This is a genomic window from Streptomyces yaizuensis, assembly GCF_034961445.1.
Classification (GTDB): domain Bacteria; phylum Actinomycetota; class Actinomycetes; order Streptomycetales; family Streptomycetaceae; genus Streptomyces; species Streptomyces yaizuensis.
In genome coordinates this window covers 39135-58982 of sequence record NZ_BSBI01000010.1, presented here as the reverse complement: position 1 = coordinate 58982, position 19848 = coordinate 39135, and the positions used below count along the sequence as shown (strand labels likewise).

Genomic DNA, 19848 nt, shown 5'->3' with positions numbered 1-19848 from the left:
ATGGAGATCTCCGCATTCGCCGACCGCTTATGGAAGTCGCTCGCCCAGGACCCGCCCGCCCGGGGAGCGCCGAAGGTGTACGAGGCTCCGGAGGGTACGAGCCTGGCGGAGCTGGTCGCCGAGGTCGGCCGGCTGGCGGGGCGGCCGCGGGACATCGCCAGGGACGGATTCACCGATCCGTCGCTCACCGGGCGCACCGGGCTGCCGCTCACCGAGGCGTTCGGGGACGAGCTGCTGGAGCTGCGGGGGTGGGCCCGCAGGGCGCACTGGTTCGGGTGCGGTCTGGTGGCCCGGCCCCCGGGGGCGCGGGTGGTCCTCGTGGTCGCCCGGCGGGAGGATCCCGCGGCGGCCGGGGTCCCGGCGGACGCCTCGTGGGCGGGGAAGCTGCGTGCCGTCACCGGCTGGGAGCCGATGGGGCCGCCGACGGTCGACTGGGACGCCGTCGAGGCCGAGCTGGGCACCGCGCTGCCGGGCGACTACAAGGAGATCGCCGACCTCTTCGGGGAGGGCTCCTTCGACGAGTACGTCGATCTGATCGTTCCCGGCGATCCGCATCTGGGGCTGGTGGGCTGGGTCAGGAGCTACGCGAGGCACCCGGATCTGTGGCAGCCGTACAGCGTCCACCCGGCGCCGGGCGGGCTGCTGCCCTGGGGGGCGTCCGAGCAGGAGATCGACTTCGTGTGGCGGACGGGAGCGGAGGACCCCGACGACTGGCCGGTGTACGTGCACTCCTACGACGAGTGGCAGCGGTTCGACTGCGGCACGGGCGAGTTCCTGGTGCGCATGCTCACGGATGAGACCTTCGGTTTTCCCACGAGCCGCCTCGCCGGCCACTACTTCACACCGTACGAACTCTGATACTTCGGGACGCCGGGACGCCGGGACGTTGGGACGTTGGGATGCCGGGACGCCGCGACTCCTGAACGGGAAACGGTCGGGCCGATACCCCCCCGGGGGTCTCGGCCCGCCCGGCGCAGGAACCTTTCGGCGCCGCTCGGACCCTCAGGCGTCCAGCGTCTCGCGCCACTCGCGGACCGCCGCCGCGTCCACCGGGCCCGACCAGCCCTGCGGGCGGGCCGCGCCGCCGATGTGGAAGCCGTCGATGCCGGCCGCCAGGAGTTCGGGGAGGTGGTCGAGCCGGAGGCCGCCGCCGACGAGGATGTGGGCGCGGTAGCCCGGCTCGCCCTGGCGGGCGGCCTCGGCGAGGAGCGTGGGCAGGCCCGCGTCCACCCCGGCCGCCGCGCCGGCGGTCAGATAGGTGTCCAGGCCGGGCAGGTCGGCGAGGAGCTTGCGGAGCCCGTCCCGGTCCGCCGCGCGGTCGATCGCCCGGTGGAAGGTCCAGGAGCAGCCGTTGATCTCGGCGATCAGCCGCTCCACGGTGACCAGGTCGGGGTTGCCGTCCCGGTCCAGGAAGCCGAGCACGAACGCGTCCGCGCCCTCCGCGCGCAGCTCGCGTGCCGCGCGCACCAGCTTCTCCACGTCGTCGTGCGACCCGGCGGAGAAGCCGTCGGTGAGTCGCAGCATGACCCGCAGCGGGATGTCCACGGCCGCGCGGATGCGCCCGAAGGTCTCGCGGGAGGGCGTCAGGCCGTCGGCCGCCATGTCCGTGACCAGCTCCAGCCGGTCCGCTCCGCCGGACTGCGCCGCGATGGCGTCCGCCGCATCCAGGGCGATCACCTCCAGGACCGCACGATTGCTCATGGGAACCCCATTCCTCCTGGAAAACGAAGTGCTGCGATGCACAGGTCGACGTACAGGTCTAGTCCAATGCCAACCCTAGTGCGCACGCACGGCGAGCGCATCACCGCGCCGGGGAAGAAGCGGGATGATCCGGACGGGTTCCCCGCGCACGGGCGCCCGGGCCGGGGGAATGGGGTGCGACACTTGCGTTCCATACCTAGAGGGGGTATACATGAGTTCAGACAGGGATACCCCCTAGGGGTATGAAGGCCGGACCGGGGAGGAACCGTGGCGCACGCAGCCACCCACCAGGAAGTAGAACTCGCCATCGGCGGGATGACGTGCGCCTCCTGCGCGGCGCGCATCGAGAAGAAGCTCAACCGCATGGAGGGCGTGGAGGCCACGGTCAACTACGCCACCGAGAAGGCCAAGGTCAGCTTCGCCGAGGGCGTCTCCGTCCAGGACCTCATAGGGACCGTCGAGAAGACCGGCTACAGCGCCGCCCCGCCCAAGCCGAGGACGCCCGCCCCCGCCGCGCCCGGCGAGGCGGCGGACGGGGAGCCGGAGGAGGACGACCACGAGCTGCGGACCCTGCGCGAGCGCATGATCACCGCCGTGGTCCTCTCCGTCCCGGTCATTGCGATGGCGATGATCCCGGCGCTCCAGTTCCAGTACTGGCAGTGGCTCTCCCTGACCCTCGCCGCCCCGGTCGTCGTCTACGCGGGCTGGCCCTTCCACAAGGCCGCGTGGACCAACCTCAAGCACGGCGCGGCCACCATGGACACCCTGGTGTCGGTGGGCACGTCGGCGGCGTTCGCCTGGTCCCTGTACGCGCTCTTCTGGGGCCACGCCGGAATGCCCGGCATGACCCACCCCTTCGAGCTGACGATCTCCCGCTCCGACGGCGCGTCCAACATCTATCTGGAGGCCGCGGCCGGAGTCACCGCGTTCATCCTCGCCGGCCGGTACTTCGAGGCCCGCTCCAAGCGGAAGGCCGGGGCCGCGCTCCGCGCCCTGATGGAGCTGGGCGCCAAGGAGGTCACCGTCCTGCGCGACGGCCAGGAGGTCCGGATCCCGACCGCCGAACTGAAGGTCGGCGACCACTTCCTGGTCCGCCCCGGCGAGAAGATCGCCACCGACGGTGTCGTGGTCGAGGGCTCCTCCGCCGTGGACGCCTCCATGCTCACCGGCGAGTCCGTGCCCGTCGAGGTCGCCCCCGGCGACGCCGTCACCGGCGCCACCCTGAACGCCGGCGGCCGCCTGGTGGTCGAAGCCACCCGCGTCGGCGCCGACACCCAGCTCTCCCGCATGGCCAAGCTGGTCGAGGACGCCCAGAACGGCAAGGCCGCCGCCCAGCGGCTCGCCGACAAGATCTCCGGCATCTTCGTCCCGATCGTGATCCTGCTCGCCCTCGGCACCCTGGGCGTCTGGCTCGCCACCGGCGAGGGCTGGGCCGCCGCCTTCACCGCGGCGGTCGCCGTACTGATCATCGCCTGCCCCTGCGCCCTCGGCCTGGCCACGCCCACCGCTCTCATGGTCGGCACCGGCCGCGGCGCCCAGCTCGGCATCCTGATCAAGGGCCCCGAGGTCCTGGAGTCCACCCGCAGGGTCGACACCGTCGTCCTGGACAAGACCGGCACCGTCACCACCGGAAAGATGACCCTGCTCGGCGTGCACACCGTCACCGGCACCACCGAGAACGAGGTGCTGCGCATCGCCGGCGCCCTGGAGAACGCCTCCGAGCACCCCATCGCCCAGGCCGTCGCCGCCGGAGCCCGGGAGCGCACCGGTTCGGCGCTGCCCACCCCCGAGGACTTCGCGAACGTCCCCGGACTCGGCGTCCAGGGCATCGTCGAAGGACACGCCGTGCTCGTCGGCCGCGAGAAGCTGCTCGCGGAGTGGGAGATCCACCTGCCCGAGTCGCTGCTCACGGCGAAGCGGGAGGCCGAGGCCGGCGGGCGCACCGCCATCGCGGTGGCCTGGGACGGCGAGGCCCGCGCGGTCCTGGAGGTCGCCGACGCGGTCAAGGACACCAGCGCCGAGGCGATCAAGCGGCTGCGGGCCCTCGGGCTCACCCCCATCCTGCTGACCGGCGACAACAAGGCCGTGGCCGAGGCCGTCGCCGCCGAGGTCGGCATCGACGAGGTCATCGCCGAGGTCATGCCCGAGGACAAGGTCGACGTCGTCAAGCGGCTCCAGGACGAGGGCCGGAGCGTCGCGATGGTCGGCGACGGCGTCAACGACGCCGCCGCGCTCGCCCAGGCCGACCTGGGGCTGGCGATGGGCACCGGCACCGACGCCGCGATCGAGGCCGGCGACCTGACCCTGGTCCGCGGTGACCTGCGGGCCGCCGCCGACGCCATCCGGCTGGCGCGCCGGACGCTCGGCACCATCAAGGGCAACCTGTTCTGGGCCTTCGCCTACAACGTGGCCGCCCTGCCGCTCGCGGCCCTGGGGCTGCTCAGCCCGATGATCGCGGGTGCGGCGATGGCCTTCTCCTCGGTCTTCGTGGTCGGCAACAGCCTCCGGCTCCGCCGCTTCAAGGCCGCCGCGTAAAGGGGTGGCCGACAGGCAGGGCGGATGAGCGGATGAGCGGGGTCCGGGCGGGCAGCCCGGGCCCCGCTCCGTCGTGCGGTGTACGGGGTGGGACGGTTCAGCCGCCCAGGCCGCCGCTGCCGAAGGCGCCGCCGCCCACGTTCGGACCGTGGTCGGGCCGGGACTCCCGGCCCTTTCCGGTGCTGTGGGTGGTGTGGGCCTTGAGGTTGTACGGCATCAGCCGGTCCTCGCCCTTGGCCGGGAAGCTGTCCTCGTCAGGCTCCCGAAGCTCCTCGAAATGCTCCCGGTGGTCCGGCTTCTCCGGCTGCTCGTCGGGGCGCGGCGGCACGTACTTCTCCCTGCGGATCGAGTCCCACCACATGGACCCGACGAGCAGGAACACGATGGCGATCCCGATGACGACGATGACTGTGACCATGGTGCCGACCCTCCGTACAGGGATGGCGCACGTCTCCCTGCCCCCAGTGTCACCCCATTTCTCTAATTTTGGGATGGTTTACAAGGTTGGGGAGGGGGCCGCTCAACCGAGCGGTGCCAGGTCCGGGCGGACGGGGCTGTGACGAGACGACCTAGAGTCGGGGCATGAGCCCCGAACTCCGCGAACGCTGGGCCGAGGCCCTGCTCGCCGCGTACGCCCGTGGAGCCTCCGGATCCGAATCCGTATCCGAATCCGACGGCGGGACGACCGGCCACCCGCCGACCGGCCAGGCGCCGACCGGCCATGCGCCGGATCCGCTCCCGTACGCCGGGAATCTGCTCGCCCGGTGGGCCGAACCCCAGCGGCGGTACCACACCACCGCGCACCTCACCGCCGTACTCGACCAGATCGACGTCCTCGCCCCGTACGCCGACGACCCCGACCTGGTGCGGCTCGCGGCCTGGTTCCACGACGCCGTCTACCTGCCGGAACGTTCCGAGAACGAGGAACGCTCGGCGAGGCTCGCGGAACGGGCCCTGACCGAGGCCGGGCTCGCCGCCGACGCCGTACGGGAGGTGGCCCGGCTGGTGCGGCTGACCGTCACCCACGCTCCCGAGGAGGGCGACCGCAACGGCGAGGTGCTGTGCGACGCGGACCTCGCGATCCTGGCGGCGGACCCCGAGCGGTACGCGGCGTACACGGCGGCCGTACGGGAGGAGTACGGCTTCGTCCCCGACGACGCCTTCCGTACGGGACGCGCGGCGGTGCTGCGCCAGCTGCTCGCCCTGCCGGAGCTGTTCCGCACCCCCTACGGACGGCTGGAGTGGGAGGCCGCCGCCCGGGCCAACATGACGGCGGAGCTGACCCGGCTGCCGGCCTGAACGCCCGCCTCGCAGCCCCGACGCCGGGCCCGGGCCCGCGGCTCCGAATCGCAGGTCCGGCGGGCCCGTCCCCTGTGAACACCCCGTAAACACTTGCCCTGCGGGGAATGTGCGAGGTCAAGGGCATGGTTGCCCCTGTCATGCCCGAATCCGCCGCGTCCCCTTCCGCCTCCCCTTCCGCCTCCCCTTCCCCCTCTTCCTCCTCCCCCTCTCCCGCCCGCCCCCGCATGCCCCTCGCCGTCTACATCCTCGGCCTCTCCGTCTTCGCGCTCGGCACGAGCGAGTTCATGCTCTCCGGGCTGCTGCCGCCCATCGCGGACGACATGAACGTCTCCATCCCCCAGGCCGGGCTGCTCATATCCGCCTTCGCGATCGGCATGGTCGTCGGCGCCCCGCTGCTCGCGGTGGCCACCCTGCGGCTGCCCCGCAAGACCACCCTGATCGCGCTGATCAGCGTCTTCGGCCTGGGGCAGATCGCCGGGGCGCTGGCTCCGACGTACGAGATCCTGTTCGCGTCCCGCGTGGTGAGCGCGCTCGCGTGCGCCGGTTTCTGGGCGCTCGGCGCGGCCGTCGCCATCGCGATGGTCCCGGTGAACGCGCGGGCGCGGGCCATGGCCGTGATGATCGGCGGGCTCTCCATCGCCAATGTGCTCGGTGTGCCGGCCGGGGCCTTCCTCGGTGACCAGTTCGGCTGGCGGTCCGCCTTCTGGGCGGTCGCGATCGCGTCCGTGATCGCGCTGGTGGGCGTGGTGACCCTGATCCCGCGGATCCCGCTGCCCGAGGAGCGCCCGCAGCTCGGCAAGGAGCTGGCGATCTACCGCGACCGGCAGGTGTGGCTGTCCGTGGCCATCACCGCCCTCGCGGCCGGCGGCGTGTTCTGCGCCTTCTCCTATCTCGCGCCGCTGCTGACCGACGTCGCCGGGATGGACAAGAGCTGGGTGCCGTGGGTGCTGGGGCTCTTCGGACTCGGCGCGCTGATCGGTACGGCGGTGGGCGGCCGGGTCGCCGACGCGCACCTCTTCGGGGTGCTGCTGAGCGGTATCGCCGCCTCCACGGTGCTGCTGACCGCGCTGGCGCTGTTCGGCGGGTTCCCGGCGGCGGCCATGACGATCGCGTTCCTGCTCGGGGTCTCGGCCTTCTACACCGCCCCCGCGCTCAACGCCCGGATGTTCAACGTGGCGGGCGCGGCCCCGACGCTGGCGGGCGCCACCACGACGGCGGCCTTCAACCTGGGCAACACAGGCGGCCCCTGGCTGGGCGGCACGGTGATCGACGCGGACTTCGGCTTCACGGCGACGGCGTGGGCCGGCGCGGGCATGACCCTGGTGGCGCTGGCCCTGGTGGCGGTCTCGCTGCGGCTGCACAGCACGTCCCGGGTGGTGGCCCGGTCCGCCGGGGCTCCCGCCGAGGTGCCCGCCACCGGGCGTCCCGCGGCGGAGTGCGCCACCGGCTGAGCCACGCCGGCCCCGGCCCCGGCCCCGTCCCGTGTGTGCCCCGGGACAGGGCCGGGGTCAGTGCGGGCGGCCCTTCGGGCGGCGCAGGCCCGCGCCCACCAGGAGCCTGACCACCTCCCGGCTGGAGACCTCGACCGCCCCCGCCGCCACCGCGTCCGGGTACCGGTGGGACGGCAGGTCGTAGTGGTCGCCGTCGAAGGCCCGGGGCGGACAGCCGATGGACGCCGCGAACGCGTGCAGCTCCGCGAAGGACACATCGCTGATCAGGTGCGACCACATCCGTCCATGGCCGGGCCAGGTCGGCGGGTCGACATAGAGCGTCATCGGCCGGCCCCGGCCGCTCGCTCCCCCGGCCGCCCGGTCATCCGAGGGTGCCCACGGGGGCGACCACCACGCCCGCGCGGTGACAGACCCAGCGGGGGTCGGGCCCCAGCTCCGGTTCGATCTCCAGGGCGTGCGGGTCGCCCGCGTCGCAGACCGGACAGAGCGGCCACCGCCCGTACCGCTCCAGCAGGGCGTCCTGGACGTCCTGCGCGACCAGCCCGGTCAGATACTCCCGGCCCTCCGGCCACTGCTCGGCCCACCAGCGCCGGTGGGTGACCGACTCCTCGACCAGGGACACCACCTCCGCGTCGGCCACATCGCGAGCGGCCAGATCCGCCAGAACCAGGGCTCGGGCCGTGTGAAGCGCCTGCTCAAGTGGGTTGGTGTCGTCCATGCAGCCATTGTCGCCCCCTGTCCGGGGGACGCCCGTCCGCAGCAGTGGGGGTTGACCTCACCCCATGCTGAAAATAGCTTCCAGTGCGTGACCGAATCTGTGAAGGAAATTTTCAACACGGGGGCGCCGGCCGCCGGCACGGGCGCGCGGACCGGCGCCGCGGCCCGGGTCCGGGGCCGCCGTACACCGGGCGGCGGCGGGGGAAGCACCCCCGGACCGCCCAGGACCGAGGCCCCGCCCGCACCCGCCGCCCTGGCCTCCAAGGTCCGGACGCTCGCCCCCTCCATGACCCGCTCCATGCAGCGGGTGGCCGAGGCCGTCGCCGACGACCCCGCCGGGTGCGCGACGCTCACCGTCACCCGCCTCGCCGAACTGACCGGCACCAGCGAGGCGACCGTGGTGCGCACCGCCCGGATCCTGGGCTACCCCGGCTACCGCGATCTACGCCTCGCGCTCGCCGGGCTCGCCGCCCATCAGCAGTCCGGCCGTGCCCCCAGCGTCACCGCCGACATCTCCGTCGACGACCCGCTGACCGACGTTGTCGCCAAACTGGCCCGCGACGAGCAGCAGACCCTCGCCGACACCGCCGCCGCCCTGGACACCGCGCAGCTCGCCGCCGCCGTCAACGCGGCCGCCACCGCCCGCCGTATCGACATCTACGGGGTGGGCGCCTCCTCCCTCGTCGGCATGGACCTGGCACAGAAGCTGCTGCGGATCGGGCTGGTCGCCCACGCCCACACCGACCCCCATCTCGCCGTCACCAACGCCGTCCAGCTGCGGTCCGGCGATGTCGCCGTCGCCATCACCCACTCCGGCTCCACCGGCGACGTCATCGAACCCCTGCGGACCGCCTTCGAGCGCGGCGCCACCACCGTGGCGATCACGGGCCGCCCGGACGGCCCGGTGACGCAGTACGCCGACCACGTCCTGACCACCTCGACCGCGCGCGAGAGCGAGCTGCGGCCCGCCGCCATGTCGTCCCGTACCGGGCAGCTGCTCATCGTGGACTGCCTGTTCATAGGCGTGGCCCAGCGGACCTACGAAACGGCCGCTCCCGCGCTCGCCGCCTCCTACGAAGCCCTCGCCCACCGGCACAGTCCGCGGCACACCCGCTGACCGCCGGTCGCAGCCGGTCGCAGCCGGACCGTGACCGGTCCCGCGACGGCCGCCGCCGACCGTGGCCGACCCGTGGCCGACCTCAGAGAAAGCGTGCCCGATGACCTCCACCTCGCACTCGTACGGCGAACTCCGCGCCCACCTCGACACCCTCACCACCGAGGCGTTCCGGCCGGAGCTGTCCGGCATCGACCGGCTGCCGACGCTCGACATCGCCCGGCTGATGAACGCGGAGGACCGGACCGTGCCCGACGCGGTCGCGGCCCAACTGCCCCGGATCACGGCCGCGATCGACGCCATCGCCGAACGGATGGCACGCGGCGGACGGCTGATCTACGCGGGCGCGGGGACGGCGGGACGGCTCGGAGTACTGGACGCCAGCGAGTGCCCACCGACCTTCAACACCGCGCCCACCGATGTGGTGGGGCTGATCGCGGGCGGCCCCGGGGCGGTGGTCAACGCGGCCGAGGGCGCGGAGGACAGCGAACGGCTCGCCACCGGCGACTTGGACGCGCTGGGCCTGACCCCCGACGACACCGTCGTGGGCGTCTCGGCCTCCGGGCGGACCCCGTACGCGGTCGGCGCCGTCGCCCACGCCCGCTCCCTGGGCGCGCTGACCGTGGGGCTCTCCTGCAACGCCGGCAGCCCGCTCGCGGCCGCCGCCGACCACGGCATCGAGGTCGTCACCGGGCCCGAACTGCTCACCGCGTCCACCCGGCTGAAGGCGGGCACCGCCCAGAAGCTGGTGCTCAACATGATCTCGACGATCACCATGATCCGGCTCGGCAAGACCTACGGGAACCTCATGGTCGATCTGCGGGCCTCCAACGAGAAGCTGCGCGCCCGCTCCCGGCGGATCGTCTCCCTCGCCACCGGCGCGGACGACGACCGGATCGAGCGGGCGCTCACCGCCACCGACGGCGAGGTGAAGTACGCGATCCTCACCCTGCTCGCCGACGTCGACGCGGCCACCGCCGCCCGGCTGCTGAGGGAGAGCGGCGGCCGGCTGCGCGCCGCCCTCGAAGCGGCCGGGGCCAGACCCGAGCCCGGGACTCCCCGGGGCTGACCACTCCCAGCACAGCGAGGCACCACCCATGGCCCCACCACCGTCCGACCACGCCGTCGCCGCCGCGATCCTGCCGCTCGTCGGCGGCCCGGCCAACGTCTCCTCCGTCGCCCACTGCATGACCCGGCTCCGGCTGGAGCTGCGCGACCGGTCCGTCGTCCGGGACGGTGAGCTGCGGGCGCTGCCCGGTGTGCTGGGAGTGGTCGAGGGCGACGCGTACCAGATCGTCCTGGGGCCGGGACGGGTGACCAGGGTGGCGGCGGAGTTCACCACCCTGCTCACCCAGGCCACCGACCCCGACCCGGACCCGCCCCCGGACCAGAGCCAAGACCGGACCCGGGGCCAGAGCCACGACCAGGGCCGGGACCAGGACCGGAGCCGAGACCGGAACGCGGGCCAGGACGGGGAAAGGGAAAGGGAACAGGAGCCGGCCCCCGTCGGCTCCCGGCCGGGCGGGGCCGACACACCGGGCGGTCCGGGACGGCCCGGGACGGGATCGTCCGGCACGGATCCCTCCGGCACCACCGGTCCGTCCGGCACGGGACCGTCCGAGCCGGCCGGGGCGCCCGGCGCCCGGCTGAAGGCGGCCCAACGGGCCCGTAACGCCACCCCGGTGAAGCTGCTGCTCCGGCGGATCGCGGGCGTCTTCGTCCCGCTGATCCCGGCACTCATCGGCTGCGGCATCCTCGCCGGACTCAACGGCATCCTCCTCAATCTGGGCGTCCTGCCCGGTCTCACCCCTGTCCTCACGGCTCTGTCCGGCGGCTTCATGACCCTCCTTCCGGTGTTCGTCGGCTGGAGCGCCGCCCGTGAGTTCGGCGGCACCCCGGTACTGGGCGGGGTGGTCGGCTCGATCGTCGTCTTCCCCGGCGTGGAACGGATCGAGGTCTTCGGCCAGCGGCTCTCCCCCGGCCAGGGCGGTGTCCTCGGCGCCCTGGCGGCGGCGGTGCTCGCCGTGTACGTCGAGAAGGCGTGCCGCCGCCGGCTGCCGGACGTCCTCGACGTCCTCGTGACCCCGGCGCTGACCGTGCTGGTCGCCGGGCTCGCCACCGTCTACGGGCTGATGTTCGCGGCGGGCGCGGTCGCCGGAGCCATCGGCGACCTCGCGAACGCGCTGCTCTCCGGCGGCGGCGCCGTCGCGGGCTTCGTCCTCGGCGGACTCTTCCTGCCCCTGGTGATGCTGGGGCTCCATCAGGCCCTCATCCCGATCCACGCCACCCTGATCGAGCAGTACGGCCACACCGCACTGCTGCCGATCCTGGCGATGGCGGGCGCGGGCCAGGTCGGTGCGGCGGTCGCGGTCTATCTGCGGCTGCCGCAGGACCGGCGGCTGCGGGCCACCATCCGCTCGGCCCTCCCCGCCGGGCTGCTGGGCGTCGGCGAGCCGCTGATCTACGGTGTCTCCCTTCCCCTCGGCCGCCCCTTCGCCACGGCCTGCGTCGGCGGAGCCTTCGGCGGCGCCTTCATCGGTCTCTTCCACACCCTGGGCCAACCGGTGGGCGCCACCGCGATCGGCCCCTCCGGCTGGGCCCTCTTCCCGCTGCTCCACGGCGGCCGGTCACCGCTCGCGGCGGTCGCCGTCTACGCCGGCGGGCTGCTCACCGGCTACGCGGCCGGCTTCCTCGTCACCTACTGCTTCGGACTGCGCGGCATCGGCCCGGACGGGACACCCCGACGGCCGGCGGAACGCGAGGCACCCGCCCTACAGGCTGATCACCCCCGTCCGGAGATCGGTCATGTCCAGCAGTGAGTTCTTGCCGCCTATACGGCCCCAGCCGGTGGCACGGCCTCCGGCGCCGCCGAACGGCATGTTGATGTCCCACCAGTTGTTGGTCTCGTTCACGATGACCTGACCGACGGCCATCTCCTCCATGAAGCGGTACGCGGACGTCATGCTGCGGGTGAAGACCGCGCCCTGGAGACCGAGGGCGTCGTCGTTGGCGATGCGGAGCAGATCGTCCTCGTCCCGGCCGGTGATCACCGGGACGACGGGGCCGAAGGACTCCTCCTTCGCGAGCAGGCTGTCCTCGGGGACCGCGTCGACCACGGTGAACTCGTAGTAGAGATCGGTGGGCATCCCGGCGCGGCGGCGGCCGCCCAGCAGCACCCGCGCACCGCGCTCGCGGGCGTCGGCGACATGGCGGTCCATCTTCCGGGCCACCGCCTCGTTGTTGAGCGGGCCGAGCAGGGTCTTCGCGTCCAGCGGGTCGCCGAGCACCACCCGCTCCGCCTCGCCCAGCACGGCCGCCACGAACTCGTCGTGCACATCGGCGTGGACGACGACCCGCTCGGTGGCGCAGCAGACCTGGCCGGCACAGGGGTAGGCGCCGGCCACGGCGGCCTTCGCGGCCGCCGCCACGTCGGCGTCGGCGAGGACCACCAGCGGCCCGTTGCCCGAGCACTCCATCAGGGTGCGCTTCAGGCCTGCCGCCGCCTGGATCCTCGCCCCGGTCGCCGAGGAGCCGATGAAGCCGATCGCGTGGATCCCCGGGTGGCGCACCAGGGCCTCGCCGAAGTCGCCCGCTCCCGGGAGGACGCTGACCAGCCCCTTCGGCAGCCCGGCGGCCGTCAGCGCCTCCATCGCCCGCAGCACGGTGAGGGGGGTGTGCGCCGAGGGCTTGACCACCAGGGCGTTCCCCGTGGCGAGACCGGGGGCGGCGAACTCGGCGAACATCAGCAGCGGGAAGTTCCACGGAGTGATGACACCCCAGGTGCCCACCGGCCGGTGGAAGGTGAACATCCTCTTCGTGTTGTCCCGGGAGAGCAGGGTCTCGCCGGTGAGCCGGACGGCGTCCTCCGCGTGCAGCCGGAAGAGCTGGGCCGCCTCCGTCACGTCCGCCGTGGACTCGGCGAGCGGTTTGCCCTGCTCCAGCGTCTGGAGCAGCACCAGCTCCTCCCGCCGCCGGTCCAGCTCGTCGGCTATGCGGTGGCAGACGGCTGCCCGCTCCCACACATTGACCCCCGCCCAGGCGCGCTGGGCCGTGTGCGCGGCGGCCACGGCCCGGTCGAGGTCGGCGGCGGACGGCAGGGTCAGCGATCCGACCGGCTCCCCGGTCGCGGGGCTGATGACCTCGTACCTCTCGGGTCCCGTGCCGTGGGCGTACTCGCCGCCGAGGAACAGCGGCTGATGCCCGGGGCGCGGGCCCACACCGCCCACACCGCCCGGAAGGCCCGTAGGGCTCGTAGGGGCTGTCGGGATCGTCGGATCTGTCATGGGACGCGCTCCTCCTGTCCGTACCGGCCCGCACCACCCACCCGGACCGGGTGCGCATGTGGTCCCCGTGGAACCATCGGCACACCTGACCATCCGCCGCGACCCGCAGGCCCGGCGCGTTCATCCCGATGATTCAGGCGCCGATTTGCCCGGTCAAGAGACCCGACTTCCCTGTGGATAACCCGAATTGACAACTGTGGAGACGGAAAAACAGGAGGTCCGGGGGCCGGTGAGCGGTCCCGGCACCCGGACCGTGCCCCGGCGGATCAGCCGGACGGGGCCCCGGGCCGGACCATCGCCCCGAAATTCCCGCCCGGCAGGGGGATCCGCCGGGGAGCTGTGGAGAACTCAGTCGCCCGTGCGGTCCCCGGCCGCGCAGACCGACGGCACCGCCCGCACCAGGCCCTGGCTGTGCAGCCGGTCGAGCCCCTTCTCGTGGCGGACCTGGAAGGCGGCGACCGCGAGCACGGCCCGGCAGTACTCCGCCGAGCGGGCGCGCTCGGAGTCCGCGATCGCCCGGACCAGCGCCGTGTTGATGCGGTTGATCTCCTCGCGGACCTTCGCGAGGTCCGGCCGCTCGACGGGGGCCTTGGCCGGGTCGGCGGTCCACAGCCGGTACAGACCGCGCTGGACCAGCTTGTTGGCCTCGATCTGGTCGCGGAAGATCCGTACGGTCGCCTCCGGGTCCGCGCCCAGCTCCACGGCCTGGGCCCGGACCGACTCCAGCACGACCTGCTCGCGCGCCGGATCGTCGATCGGCCGGTCCGTGCCCCACTTGGACGCGGCGACCAGGTCGGCCGTGGCCAGGCGCTCGGCGGAGAGCGCCGCGATCGCGTGCAGCCTGGCGAAGGACCCGGAGTGGGCCGCTCCGTGGGCCACGGCCGGGGCGGGCGCCTGGTCAGGTGCCTGGGTGGGCGCGGCGAGCGCGGGGGCCGCCCCGGCGACGAGCGCGGTGCCCGCGGCGGCCGCGAGCGCGGAGAGCCGGGCGGGGAGGCGGGCGGAGAGACGGGCGGAGGCGGTGCGGCGGTTCACGGTGGTTCCCCCAGCGTTGGCTTCGGCCGATCGGTCGATCGGTCGGTCCGTACCGGCTGTACGGTCGGTCAGCCGTACAGCCGGGCGCCCCTGCGGCCGGGCGGTCCCGGCGTGTACCCCGTACCGCTCAGAGCGCGTTGCCCAGGGACTTCACGAACCGTCCGACATGGGCGCCGCCCACCAAGATGAGATCGACCACCGATGAGGTTGCCTCCGTCCACCCACCGCTGTCGGTGGATTCGGCGTCGGACGACTCACGGGAGCCACGGCGATCCCCGCTTCCGCTCCCGCCGCCGCTCCCGCCTTCGTTTCCGCTTTCGAGCTTCTCGTCCCCGTCCTCGATGTCGTTGTCGTCGTCGTCACTCAGCGACTCCAGCAGTCGTCGGCCGCGCGTGTCGTCCCGCAGCAGGGCCTCCAGCAGCCGGCCGGTGCCGTGGTCGTCGTCGGCCTCGGCGGCGTCCAGGTAGTGGTCCGCGTCCCGCTCCTCCCGGCCCAGATCGGGCCCGTCGGCCAGGGCGCGGCGCACGGTCGCGTAGTCGATCCCCTGCTGCGCGAGCCGGGCGCCGCCCGCGAACCGCCGCTCCGGGTCCGCGCCGCCCTCGCGCGCCATGTGCGGGTGGGCCAGGACCACTTCGTACGTGGCGAGCAGCGCGAGCACGATGTGCTCGGTGCCCTCCGTCTGCCCGAGCGCGCGGGCCTGCTCCCGGCTGTCCCAGGTGGCCCAGAGCACCGGCAGGGTCGCCAGATTGCCCTCCTGCGCCAGTCCGACCATCAGCCGCCGCCAGAACCGGGTGCGCGGCAGGGGCCGGCCGAGCAGCGCGTCCCGGGTCGGCCACAGCGCCGCGTCCAGCCCGCCGCCGTCCGGGCCCGGCTCACCCCCGTCGAGCCGGGCCCGGACGCGTTCAGGGGTGATGCCGCAGGTCCGCAGCGTCTCCACGGCACGGTTGCCGTCGTCGGAGAGCAGCGCCCGCAGCAGATCCTCGGCGGTGTACGCGGCCCGCTTCTCCCGCCGGGCGGACTCCGCCGCCGCGGTGAAGGCGCGCGCCGCGGCGCCGGAGAGCCTGCGGCCCGGATGCCCGTCCTCGTCGCCCAGGGCCTCGGCCGAGTCCACGCTCGCGTCACGGTCGTCGCCGCTGCGCCAGCCCGACTCGCACACGGCCCCGCAGTCGTGGTCGTGCTCCACGCGTTCGCGGATCACGGCCAGTTGGGCGGCCTTGGTGGCGCCCGATCCGTCGAGCGCCTTCCCGGCCGGGCCCCCGGCGCCGGCGACCGCCGCGAGCAGGCTCTCGGTGCCGATGATGTCGCACGCGTCGGGTACGGCTCCCCAGGCGGCGCCCAGAATCCCCACCACGGTCCCGTTCGCTTCCACCGCAGCCGCCCCCATCGCCGTCTCCTCCGCCTCACGGATCATGGGATCAGCCTCGCCGACGGGGGCGGGCGCCCGCGTCCGTCCGACGTCGCTGCCGCGGTCCTCCCTTCGTACCCCCAAAGGGGAACAATCCGCTCGATCCGCTCCCTACGGCAGGCTGCGGGCGGCTCGGGTGTCATCGAAAGTCGCTGCCGTCCGGCCGAAAAGCCTTTGTCACCTCTCCGTACAGCCGGGTACGACGGTCGCTGAGCACGAGCACGCCCTACGTGCCGTACGCGGAAGAGGAGCGCTGAGGACGCCGTGAAGCAGGAACACGAGCAGGAGCGGGAGCAGGAGCGGGAGCGGGAGCAGGAGCGGGAGCGGGAGCAGGAGCGGGAGCAGGAGCGGGAACACGGGCAGGAGTCGGAGTCGGAACGCACTCCGCGCCCGGTGGACGGTTTCTGCTGGCTGGATCTGAAGACGCACGATCCGGCCGGGACGGCGGATTTCTTCCGTACGGACCTGGGCTGGCGGTTCGCGGTGGATCCGGACGACTGGCGGCAGGCGACCGTGATCCGGTCCGGCCCGTACCGGATCGGGTCCGTGAGCGATCTGTCGGCCCCGGTGTATCCGCCGGGGACCCCACCGCACATCGCGTACTACCTCGCGACCGACGACACCGACCGGCGGGCCGCCGCCGCGACCGGGGCGGGCGCGCGGCTGGTGGTGCCGCCGTTCGACGCGGGCGACCAGGGCCGGATGGCGACCCTGGTCGACCCGTTCGGCGCGGCGGTCTCGCTCTGGCAGGCGCGGGAGTTCGGCGGCTGGGCCTTTCCGCCGGGCGCCCCTGGTACCCCCCTGCGGGCGCTCCACACCTCCGGCGACCCGGAAGCGGCCCGGCGCTTCTACGGCGAGGTGCTGGGGGTGGCGCTGCCCCGCGACCGGTTCGCCCGGGGACCCGTACCGGGCTGGGAGCTGGTCATCGGGGTGGACGAGCCTGCGGACCGGCCTCTGGACGGGTGTCCGGACCGGCGTCCGGACGGGCCCTCGGACGAGTCCGCGGACGGGGGGCCGGCGCGGCGGGTGTCGCGCGCGCCGGAGGGCACGGCCTTCCCGCTGGCGGGGCTCCCCGCCACGGGCGTCACCCGGGCAGCGCGGCCGTGAGGTCGACCTCGACCAGCTGACCCGGGAAGCCCAGCTGGGCCACCCCGAGCAGGGTGCTGGCGCTGCCGAACGCCGCGGCGACGGACGAGTCGTTGAGCCGCTGCCAGGCGGCGTCGAGTACCTCGGCGTCGGCGCTGACCACGTAGATCACCGACCGGATCACGTCCTCGGGGCGGGCCCCGACGGCGGCGAGCGCGGTGAGGGCGTTGGCGGCCACCCGGTCGATCTGCGCGTCCAGATCGCCCGGGCCGACGACGGCGCCGGAGGGGTCGAGGGGGCACTGCCCCGCGAGATAGGCGGTACGGCCGGCTTCCACGACGGTGATGTGGTGGTAGCCGGGGGTGGGGTGGAGTCCTTCGGGATTGAGTCGGCTGATCCTGGTGTTCATGAGGTGAGTCTCGCCGCCGGGCGGCGGGGTCGCACCGGGTTTTCCGGCGCGGGGAACGAGCCCCGGGGGGCTGCCGGTGCGCCCCCGGGGCCGTGCGGCGGGCTCAGCCGTGGCCGTGCCGGAGCGCGGCGGCGAGGCGGGCCGCCGTGTCGAGGTTGCACCGGCCGAGGTCGATCAGCGGATGGCGGGCGTCGGTGGCGAGCGAGACCGGGTCCACCCGCAACGACGGCAGCGTCACACCCATCACGGCCAGCGCCTTCCGCAGCTCGTCGACGATCTCCTCGGCTTCCCGCAGCCGCTTGGCCGATCCCGCCACCATGGACCTCGCATTCCGTACCGTTCCGTAACCGGGTGTCCGTCTCCTCCAGAGCGTGTCCAGGAACGGGCCCGCTGAACAGGGGGGTGAGGGGAGTTTCCCCGGGTGCGCGGGGTGCGACCGGTGCACGCGGTACGGCAGTTGCGCCGGTCGGCAGGAGGAGCCGCGGGAGCCGGGGCGCCCCGGGGCGGAATCAGGAGAGCAGCCGCTGCTCCTTGGCCACGGAGACCGCGCCCGCCCGGGTGTCGACGCCCAGCTTGGCGTAGATCCGGCCCAGATGGGTCTTCACCGTCGCCTCGCTGATGAACAGCGCACGGGCGATCTCCCGGTTCCCGAGGCCGTGCGCCAGCTGCCCCAGGATGTCCCGTTCCCGTTCGGTCAGGGTGGGCCGGCCCGTACCGCGCATCCGGTCCATCACCCGGCTGGCGACCGGCGCCGACAGGGCGGTGCGCCCCTGGGCGGCGGCCCGGATCGCGGCGAACAGCTCCTCCGGGCGCTCGGCCTTCAGCAGATAGCCCGTCGCGCCCGCCTCGATGGCGCGGGTGATGTCGGCGTCCGTGTCGTACGTGGTCAGCACGAGCACATGGACCTCGGGCGAGGCGATGCGGCGGGTCGCCTCGACGCCGTCGATGCCCGCGCCGAGCTGGAGATCCATCAGGACCACGTCGGGCCGGAGCTTGGCCGCCATCGCCACGGCCTCCTCGCCGCTGCCGGCCTCCCCCACGACCTTGATGTCGGGTTCGCTGCCGAGGAGCGCGAGCAGCCCGGCGCGGACCACGGCGTGGTCGTCGCAGAGCAGGATCCGTACGGCGGTCATCGGTCCTCCTGGGGCCGTCGGCGGCGGCCCGGTTCATGGTCGGGACGGGCTGTTTCCGGACTCTCGCCCTGGTCTTTTTCCGGACGCCTGCCAGGGTCGCTTTCAGGACTCCCGCCGAGGTCTCTTTCCGGACGCCGGTCCTGGCTCCGGCCCGGTGCTGCTCCGGGTCCCCGGTCCGGTACTGCTCCGGATCCCCGGCCCGGTGCTGCTCCGAGTCCCCGGTCCGGGCGGTCCGAGGACCGTTCCAGGGGCACCGCCGCCGAGACGACCGTGCCCTCGCCGGGCGCGGACTCGACGGTCAGCGCGCCCCCGAGCTGGCGCAGCCTGGCCCGCATCGCGGCGAGGCCGTGGCCACGCGTCCCCGGCGCGGGAACCGCCGCCGGGGCGAAGCCCGCGCCGTCGTCCGCGATGTCCAGGACCACCTGGTCGTCCAGGTGGCTGAGGGTCAGCGCGGCGGACGTCGCGCCCGCGTGCTCCCGTACGTTCGCGAGGGCGCCCTGGGCGATCCGCAGCAGCGCGGACTGCACCTGGTCGGGCAGCGGCACCGGCGTCCCGTCCAGGTGGAACCGGATCCGCAGGGTGTCGGTGGTCTCGCGCTCGGCGAGCGTGCGCAGCGCCTGCGCGAGCCCGCCGCCCTCCGCCAGGTCGGCGGGGGCCAGGTCGTGGACGAAGCGCCGGGCCTCGGCGAGGCTGCGCTCGGCGATGGACTCGGCGGTACGGACATGGCCCCGGGCCCGGTCCGGGTCGCCGTCCCAGAGCCGTTCGGCGGCCTGGAGCAGCATCTGCTGGCTGGACAGGCTCTGCGCGAGGGTGTCGTGGATCTCCATGGCGAGCCGCTGGCGCTCGGCGAGCGTGCCCTCGCGGCGCTCGATGGCGGCCAGCTCCCGCCGGGTGCGGATCAGGTCGTCGACCAGCGCCCGCAGCCGGTCGGCCTGGCGGCGCATATGGACGAAGACGGCGGTGGCGAGGACGGCGACCACGGGCGGCAGAAGGAAGAGGATCGGGTCGAAGGAGCTGCTGAGCCGGTACTCGCCGATCACCACGAGGACGCAGACGGCGGCGACCAGCGCGACGGCGGCCCGGGTGGGCAGCGAGCGCAGACCGGTGTAGATGAGGGGGACGGCGCACCAGGCGAAGCTGGGGGCCATCGCGACGACCACCACCCAGCAGCCGACGACCAGGGCGAACCGGGCGCGCTCGGCGCCGGGGCGGGCCCGTACGGCGGGGTGCTGCCCGGCGAGCTGGAGCACGGCGAGGGTGGCGCTCAGGCCGATCACCCAGGGGGTCGCGGGGCTGTCCCAGTGGTTGGTGAGATAGCGGGTCAGGGCGCCGGCGAGCAGGGCGATGAACGCGGTGTTCATGACGGCGTCGAGCCGGCGGTCGTCGCGGTCGGCGGCGCCCCGGGTGTCTCCCGTCAACGGGTCCAGGGGGTCCAGAGGGTCCAGAGGGCTTGGGGCATCCGGTCGGGAAACGGAACCGGGAAGGTCCGCGCCCGGGCCTCCGGCGGCGGGCCGAGGGGGGTGGGACATCGCTCTCCGCTCCTGCCGGGCCTGGGGCCTCTCGTTCAGATCTCGCTGGGGCTCGCGTGCCCCTGGCACCGGGGCGGGCCGTCCCTCGATCCTCACCCCTGCGGGCCGGGGCCGCATCAACCGATCGGTCGACCCGGCTCTCCTCCATCAT

Annotated in this window: 19 protein-coding genes; 8 read left to right on the top strand and 11 right to left on the bottom strand. The window is 73.8% G+C overall.

Annotation, left to right across the window (positions count from 1 at the left end; all coding sequences use genetic code 11):
* The gene (locus tag SYYSPA8_RS22990; RefSeq protein WP_323449175.1) at positions 1–858 is read left to right on the top strand and encodes a hypothetical protein; all 858 of its coding nucleotides are present in this window, start codon (positions 1–3) and stop codon (positions 856–858) included.
* Positions 859–1002: 144 nt separating this feature from the next.
* On the opposite strand, the gene SYYSPA8_RS22985 is transcribed toward SYYSPA8_RS22990, so the two are convergent.
* A complete protein-coding gene (locus SYYSPA8_RS22985; protein WP_323449174.1) occupies positions 1003–1701 on the bottom strand; it encodes a copper homeostasis protein CutC in 699 nt (232 codons plus the stop codon).
* 267 nt (positions 1702–1968) lie between these two features.
* On the opposite strand from SYYSPA8_RS22985, the gene SYYSPA8_RS22980 reads away from it, so the two are divergent.
* A complete protein-coding gene (locus tag SYYSPA8_RS22980) occupies positions 1969–4236 on the top strand; it encodes a heavy metal translocating P-type ATPase (RefSeq protein ID WP_323449173.1) in 2268 nt (755 codons plus the stop codon).
* Positions 4237–4333: 97 nt separating this feature from the next.
* Here the strand turns inward: SYYSPA8_RS22980 and SYYSPA8_RS22975 are convergent, their stop codons facing one another.
* Positions 4334–4654 carry a DUF6479 family protein gene (locus SYYSPA8_RS22975; protein WP_323449172.1) on the bottom strand — a complete coding sequence of 107 codons (321 nt, stop codon included), beginning with the start codon at positions 4652–4654 and terminating at the stop codon, positions 4334–4336.
* Positions 4655–4818: 164 nt separating this feature from the next.
* Here SYYSPA8_RS22975 and SYYSPA8_RS22970 point away from each other — a divergent pair, with 164 nt between their 5' ends.
* Positions 4819–5535 carry an HD domain-containing protein gene (locus tag SYYSPA8_RS22970; protein ID WP_323449171.1) on the top strand — a complete coding sequence of 239 codons (717 nt, stop codon included), beginning with the start codon at positions 4819–4821 and terminating at the stop codon, positions 5533–5535.
* Between the two features lie 227 nt (positions 5536–5762).
* Positions 5763–6989: a Cmx/CmrA family chloramphenicol efflux MFS transporter gene (locus SYYSPA8_RS22965; protein WP_323449170.1), complete on the top strand. Its 1227-nt coding sequence runs from the start codon at positions 5763–5765 to the stop codon at positions 6987–6989.
* 57 nt (positions 6990–7046) lie between these two features.
* Here SYYSPA8_RS22965 and SYYSPA8_RS22960 read toward each other — a convergent pair whose 3' ends face one another.
* Both SYYSPA8_RS22960 and SYYSPA8_RS22955 read right to left on the bottom strand, forming a co-directional pair.
* On the bottom strand, positions 7047–7313 hold the full coding sequence (locus SYYSPA8_RS22960) for a DUF4031 domain-containing protein (RefSeq protein WP_323449169.1): 267 nt from the start codon (positions 7311–7313) through the stop codon (positions 7047–7049).
* 37 nt (positions 7314–7350) lie between these two features.
* The gene (locus tag SYYSPA8_RS22955; protein WP_323449168.1) at positions 7351–7707 is read right to left on the bottom strand and encodes a hypothetical protein; all 357 of its coding nucleotides are present in this window, start codon (positions 7705–7707) and stop codon (positions 7351–7353) included.
* Between the two features lie 252 nt (positions 7708–7959).
* On the opposite strand from SYYSPA8_RS22955, the gene SYYSPA8_RS22950 reads away from it, so the two are divergent.
* The 3 genes from SYYSPA8_RS22950 (at position 7960) to SYYSPA8_RS22940 (ending at position 11639) form a co-directional block, all read left to right on the top strand.
* A complete protein-coding gene (locus SYYSPA8_RS22950) occupies positions 7960–8823 on the top strand; it encodes a MurR/RpiR family transcriptional regulator (protein WP_323449411.1) in 864 nt (287 codons plus the stop codon).
* A gap of 100 nt (positions 8824–8923) precedes the next feature.
* Complete coding sequence (gene murQ / locus SYYSPA8_RS22945; RefSeq protein ID WP_323449167.1) at positions 8924–9889, top strand: N-acetylmuramic acid 6-phosphate etherase; 966 nt, start codon at positions 8924–8926, stop codon at positions 9887–9889.
* 28 nt (positions 9890–9917) lie between these two features.
* Positions 9918–11639, top strand: a complete 1722-nt coding sequence (locus SYYSPA8_RS22940; RefSeq protein WP_323449166.1) for a PTS transporter subunit EIIC — start codon at positions 9918–9920, stop codon at positions 11637–11639.
* Here SYYSPA8_RS22940 and SYYSPA8_RS22935 read toward each other — a convergent pair.
* The 3 genes from SYYSPA8_RS22935 to SYYSPA8_RS22925 form a co-directional block, all read right to left on the bottom strand.
* On the bottom strand, positions 11592–13103 hold the full coding sequence (locus SYYSPA8_RS22935) for an aldehyde dehydrogenase family protein (RefSeq protein WP_323449165.1): 1512 nt from the start codon (positions 13101–13103) through the stop codon (positions 11592–11594). The genes SYYSPA8_RS22940 and SYYSPA8_RS22935 overlap by 48 nt on opposite strands.
* A gap of 348 nt (positions 13104–13451) precedes the next feature.
* On the bottom strand, positions 13452–14135 hold the full coding sequence (aroQ, locus tag SYYSPA8_RS22930) for a gamma subclass chorismate mutase AroQ (RefSeq protein WP_323449164.1): 684 nt from the start codon (positions 14133–14135) through the stop codon (positions 13452–13454).
* Positions 14136–14262: 127 nt separating this feature from the next.
* Positions 14263–15546: a Clp protease N-terminal domain-containing protein gene (locus SYYSPA8_RS22925; protein WP_323449163.1), complete on the bottom strand. Its 1284-nt coding sequence runs from the start codon at positions 15544–15546 to the stop codon at positions 14263–14265.
* Positions 15547–15804: 258 nt separating this feature from the next.
* On the opposite strand from SYYSPA8_RS22925, the gene SYYSPA8_RS22920 reads away from it, so the two are divergent.
* Positions 15805–16647, top strand: coding sequence for a VOC family protein (locus SYYSPA8_RS22920; RefSeq protein ID WP_407706063.1), 843 nt, complete (start codon positions 15805–15807; stop codon positions 16645–16647).
* Here SYYSPA8_RS22920 and SYYSPA8_RS22915 read toward each other — a convergent pair.
* From SYYSPA8_RS22915 to SYYSPA8_RS22900, 4 genes are all read right to left on the bottom strand, one after another.
* Positions 16625–17035, bottom strand: coding sequence for a RidA family protein (locus SYYSPA8_RS22915; RefSeq protein WP_323449162.1), 411 nt, complete (start codon positions 17033–17035; stop codon positions 16625–16627). The genes SYYSPA8_RS22920 and SYYSPA8_RS22915 overlap by 23 nt on opposite strands.
* Positions 17036–17138: 103 nt before the next feature.
* The gene (locus SYYSPA8_RS22910; RefSeq protein ID WP_323449161.1) at positions 17139–17354 is read right to left on the bottom strand and encodes a hypothetical protein; all 216 of its coding nucleotides are present in this window, start codon (positions 17352–17354) and stop codon (positions 17139–17141) included.
* Positions 17355–17544: 190 nt separating this feature from the next.
* Positions 17545–18168 carry a response regulator transcription factor gene (locus SYYSPA8_RS22905; protein WP_323449160.1) on the bottom strand — a complete coding sequence of 208 codons (624 nt, stop codon included), beginning with the start codon at positions 18166–18168 and terminating at the stop codon, positions 17545–17547.
* Positions 18165–19586, bottom strand: a complete 1422-nt coding sequence (locus tag SYYSPA8_RS22900; protein WP_407706062.1) for a sensor histidine kinase — start codon at positions 19584–19586, stop codon at positions 18165–18167. Before SYYSPA8_RS22900 ends, SYYSPA8_RS22905 begins: the two co-directional genes overlap by 4 nt.
* Positions 19587–19848: the final 262 nt, after the last annotated feature.

Bases quoted from the DNA above. Each gene is read 5' to 3' on its own strand.
- SYYSPA8_RS22960 (WP_323449169.1), bottom strand. From the start codon at position 7,313: ATGACGCTCTATGTCGACCCGCCGACCTGGCCCGGCCATGGACGGATG.
- SYYSPA8_RS22915 (WP_323449162.1), bottom strand. From the start codon at position 17,035: ATGAACACCAGGATCAGCCGACTCAATCCCGAAGGACTCCACCCCACC.
- murQ (WP_323449167.1), top strand. From the start codon at position 8,924: ATGACCTCCACCTCGCACTCGTACGGCGAACTCCGCGCCCACCTCGAC.
- SYYSPA8_RS22965 (WP_323449170.1), top strand. From the start codon at position 5,763: ATGCCCCTCGCCGTCTACATCCTCGGCCTCTCCGTCTTCGCGCTCGGC.
- SYYSPA8_RS22985 (WP_323449174.1), bottom strand. From the start codon at position 1,701: ATGAGCAATCGTGCGGTCCTGGAGGTGATCGCCCTGGATGCGGCGGAC.
- SYYSPA8_RS22975 (WP_323449172.1), bottom strand. From the start codon at position 4,654: ATGGTCACAGTCATCGTCGTCATCGGGATCGCCATCGTGTTCCTGCTC.
- SYYSPA8_RS22910 (WP_323449161.1), bottom strand. From the start codon at position 17,354: ATGGTGGCGGGATCGGCCAAGCGGCTGCGGGAAGCCGAGGAGATCGTC.
- SYYSPA8_RS22935 (WP_323449165.1), bottom strand. From the start codon at position 13,103: ATGACAGATCCGACGATCCCGACAGCCCCTACGAGCCCTACGGGCCTT.
- SYYSPA8_RS22990 (WP_323449175.1), top strand. From the start codon at position 1: ATGGAGATCTCCGCATTCGCCGACCGCTTATGGAAGTCGCTCGCCCAG.
- SYYSPA8_RS22955 (WP_323449168.1), bottom strand. From the start codon at position 7,707: ATGGACGACACCAACCCACTTGAGCAGGCGCTTCACACGGCCCGAGCC.
- SYYSPA8_RS22925 (WP_323449163.1), bottom strand. From the start codon at position 15,546: ATGATCCGTGAGGCGGAGGAGACGGCGATGGGGGCGGCTGCGGTGGAA.
- SYYSPA8_RS22905 (WP_323449160.1), bottom strand. From the start codon at position 18,168: ATGACCGCCGTACGGATCCTGCTCTGCGACGACCACGCCGTGGTCCGC.
- SYYSPA8_RS22940 (WP_323449166.1), top strand. From the start codon at position 9,918: ATGGCCCCACCACCGTCCGACCACGCCGTCGCCGCCGCGATCCTGCCG.
- SYYSPA8_RS22970 (WP_323449171.1), top strand. From the start codon at position 4,819: ATGAGCCCCGAACTCCGCGAACGCTGGGCCGAGGCCCTGCTCGCCGCG.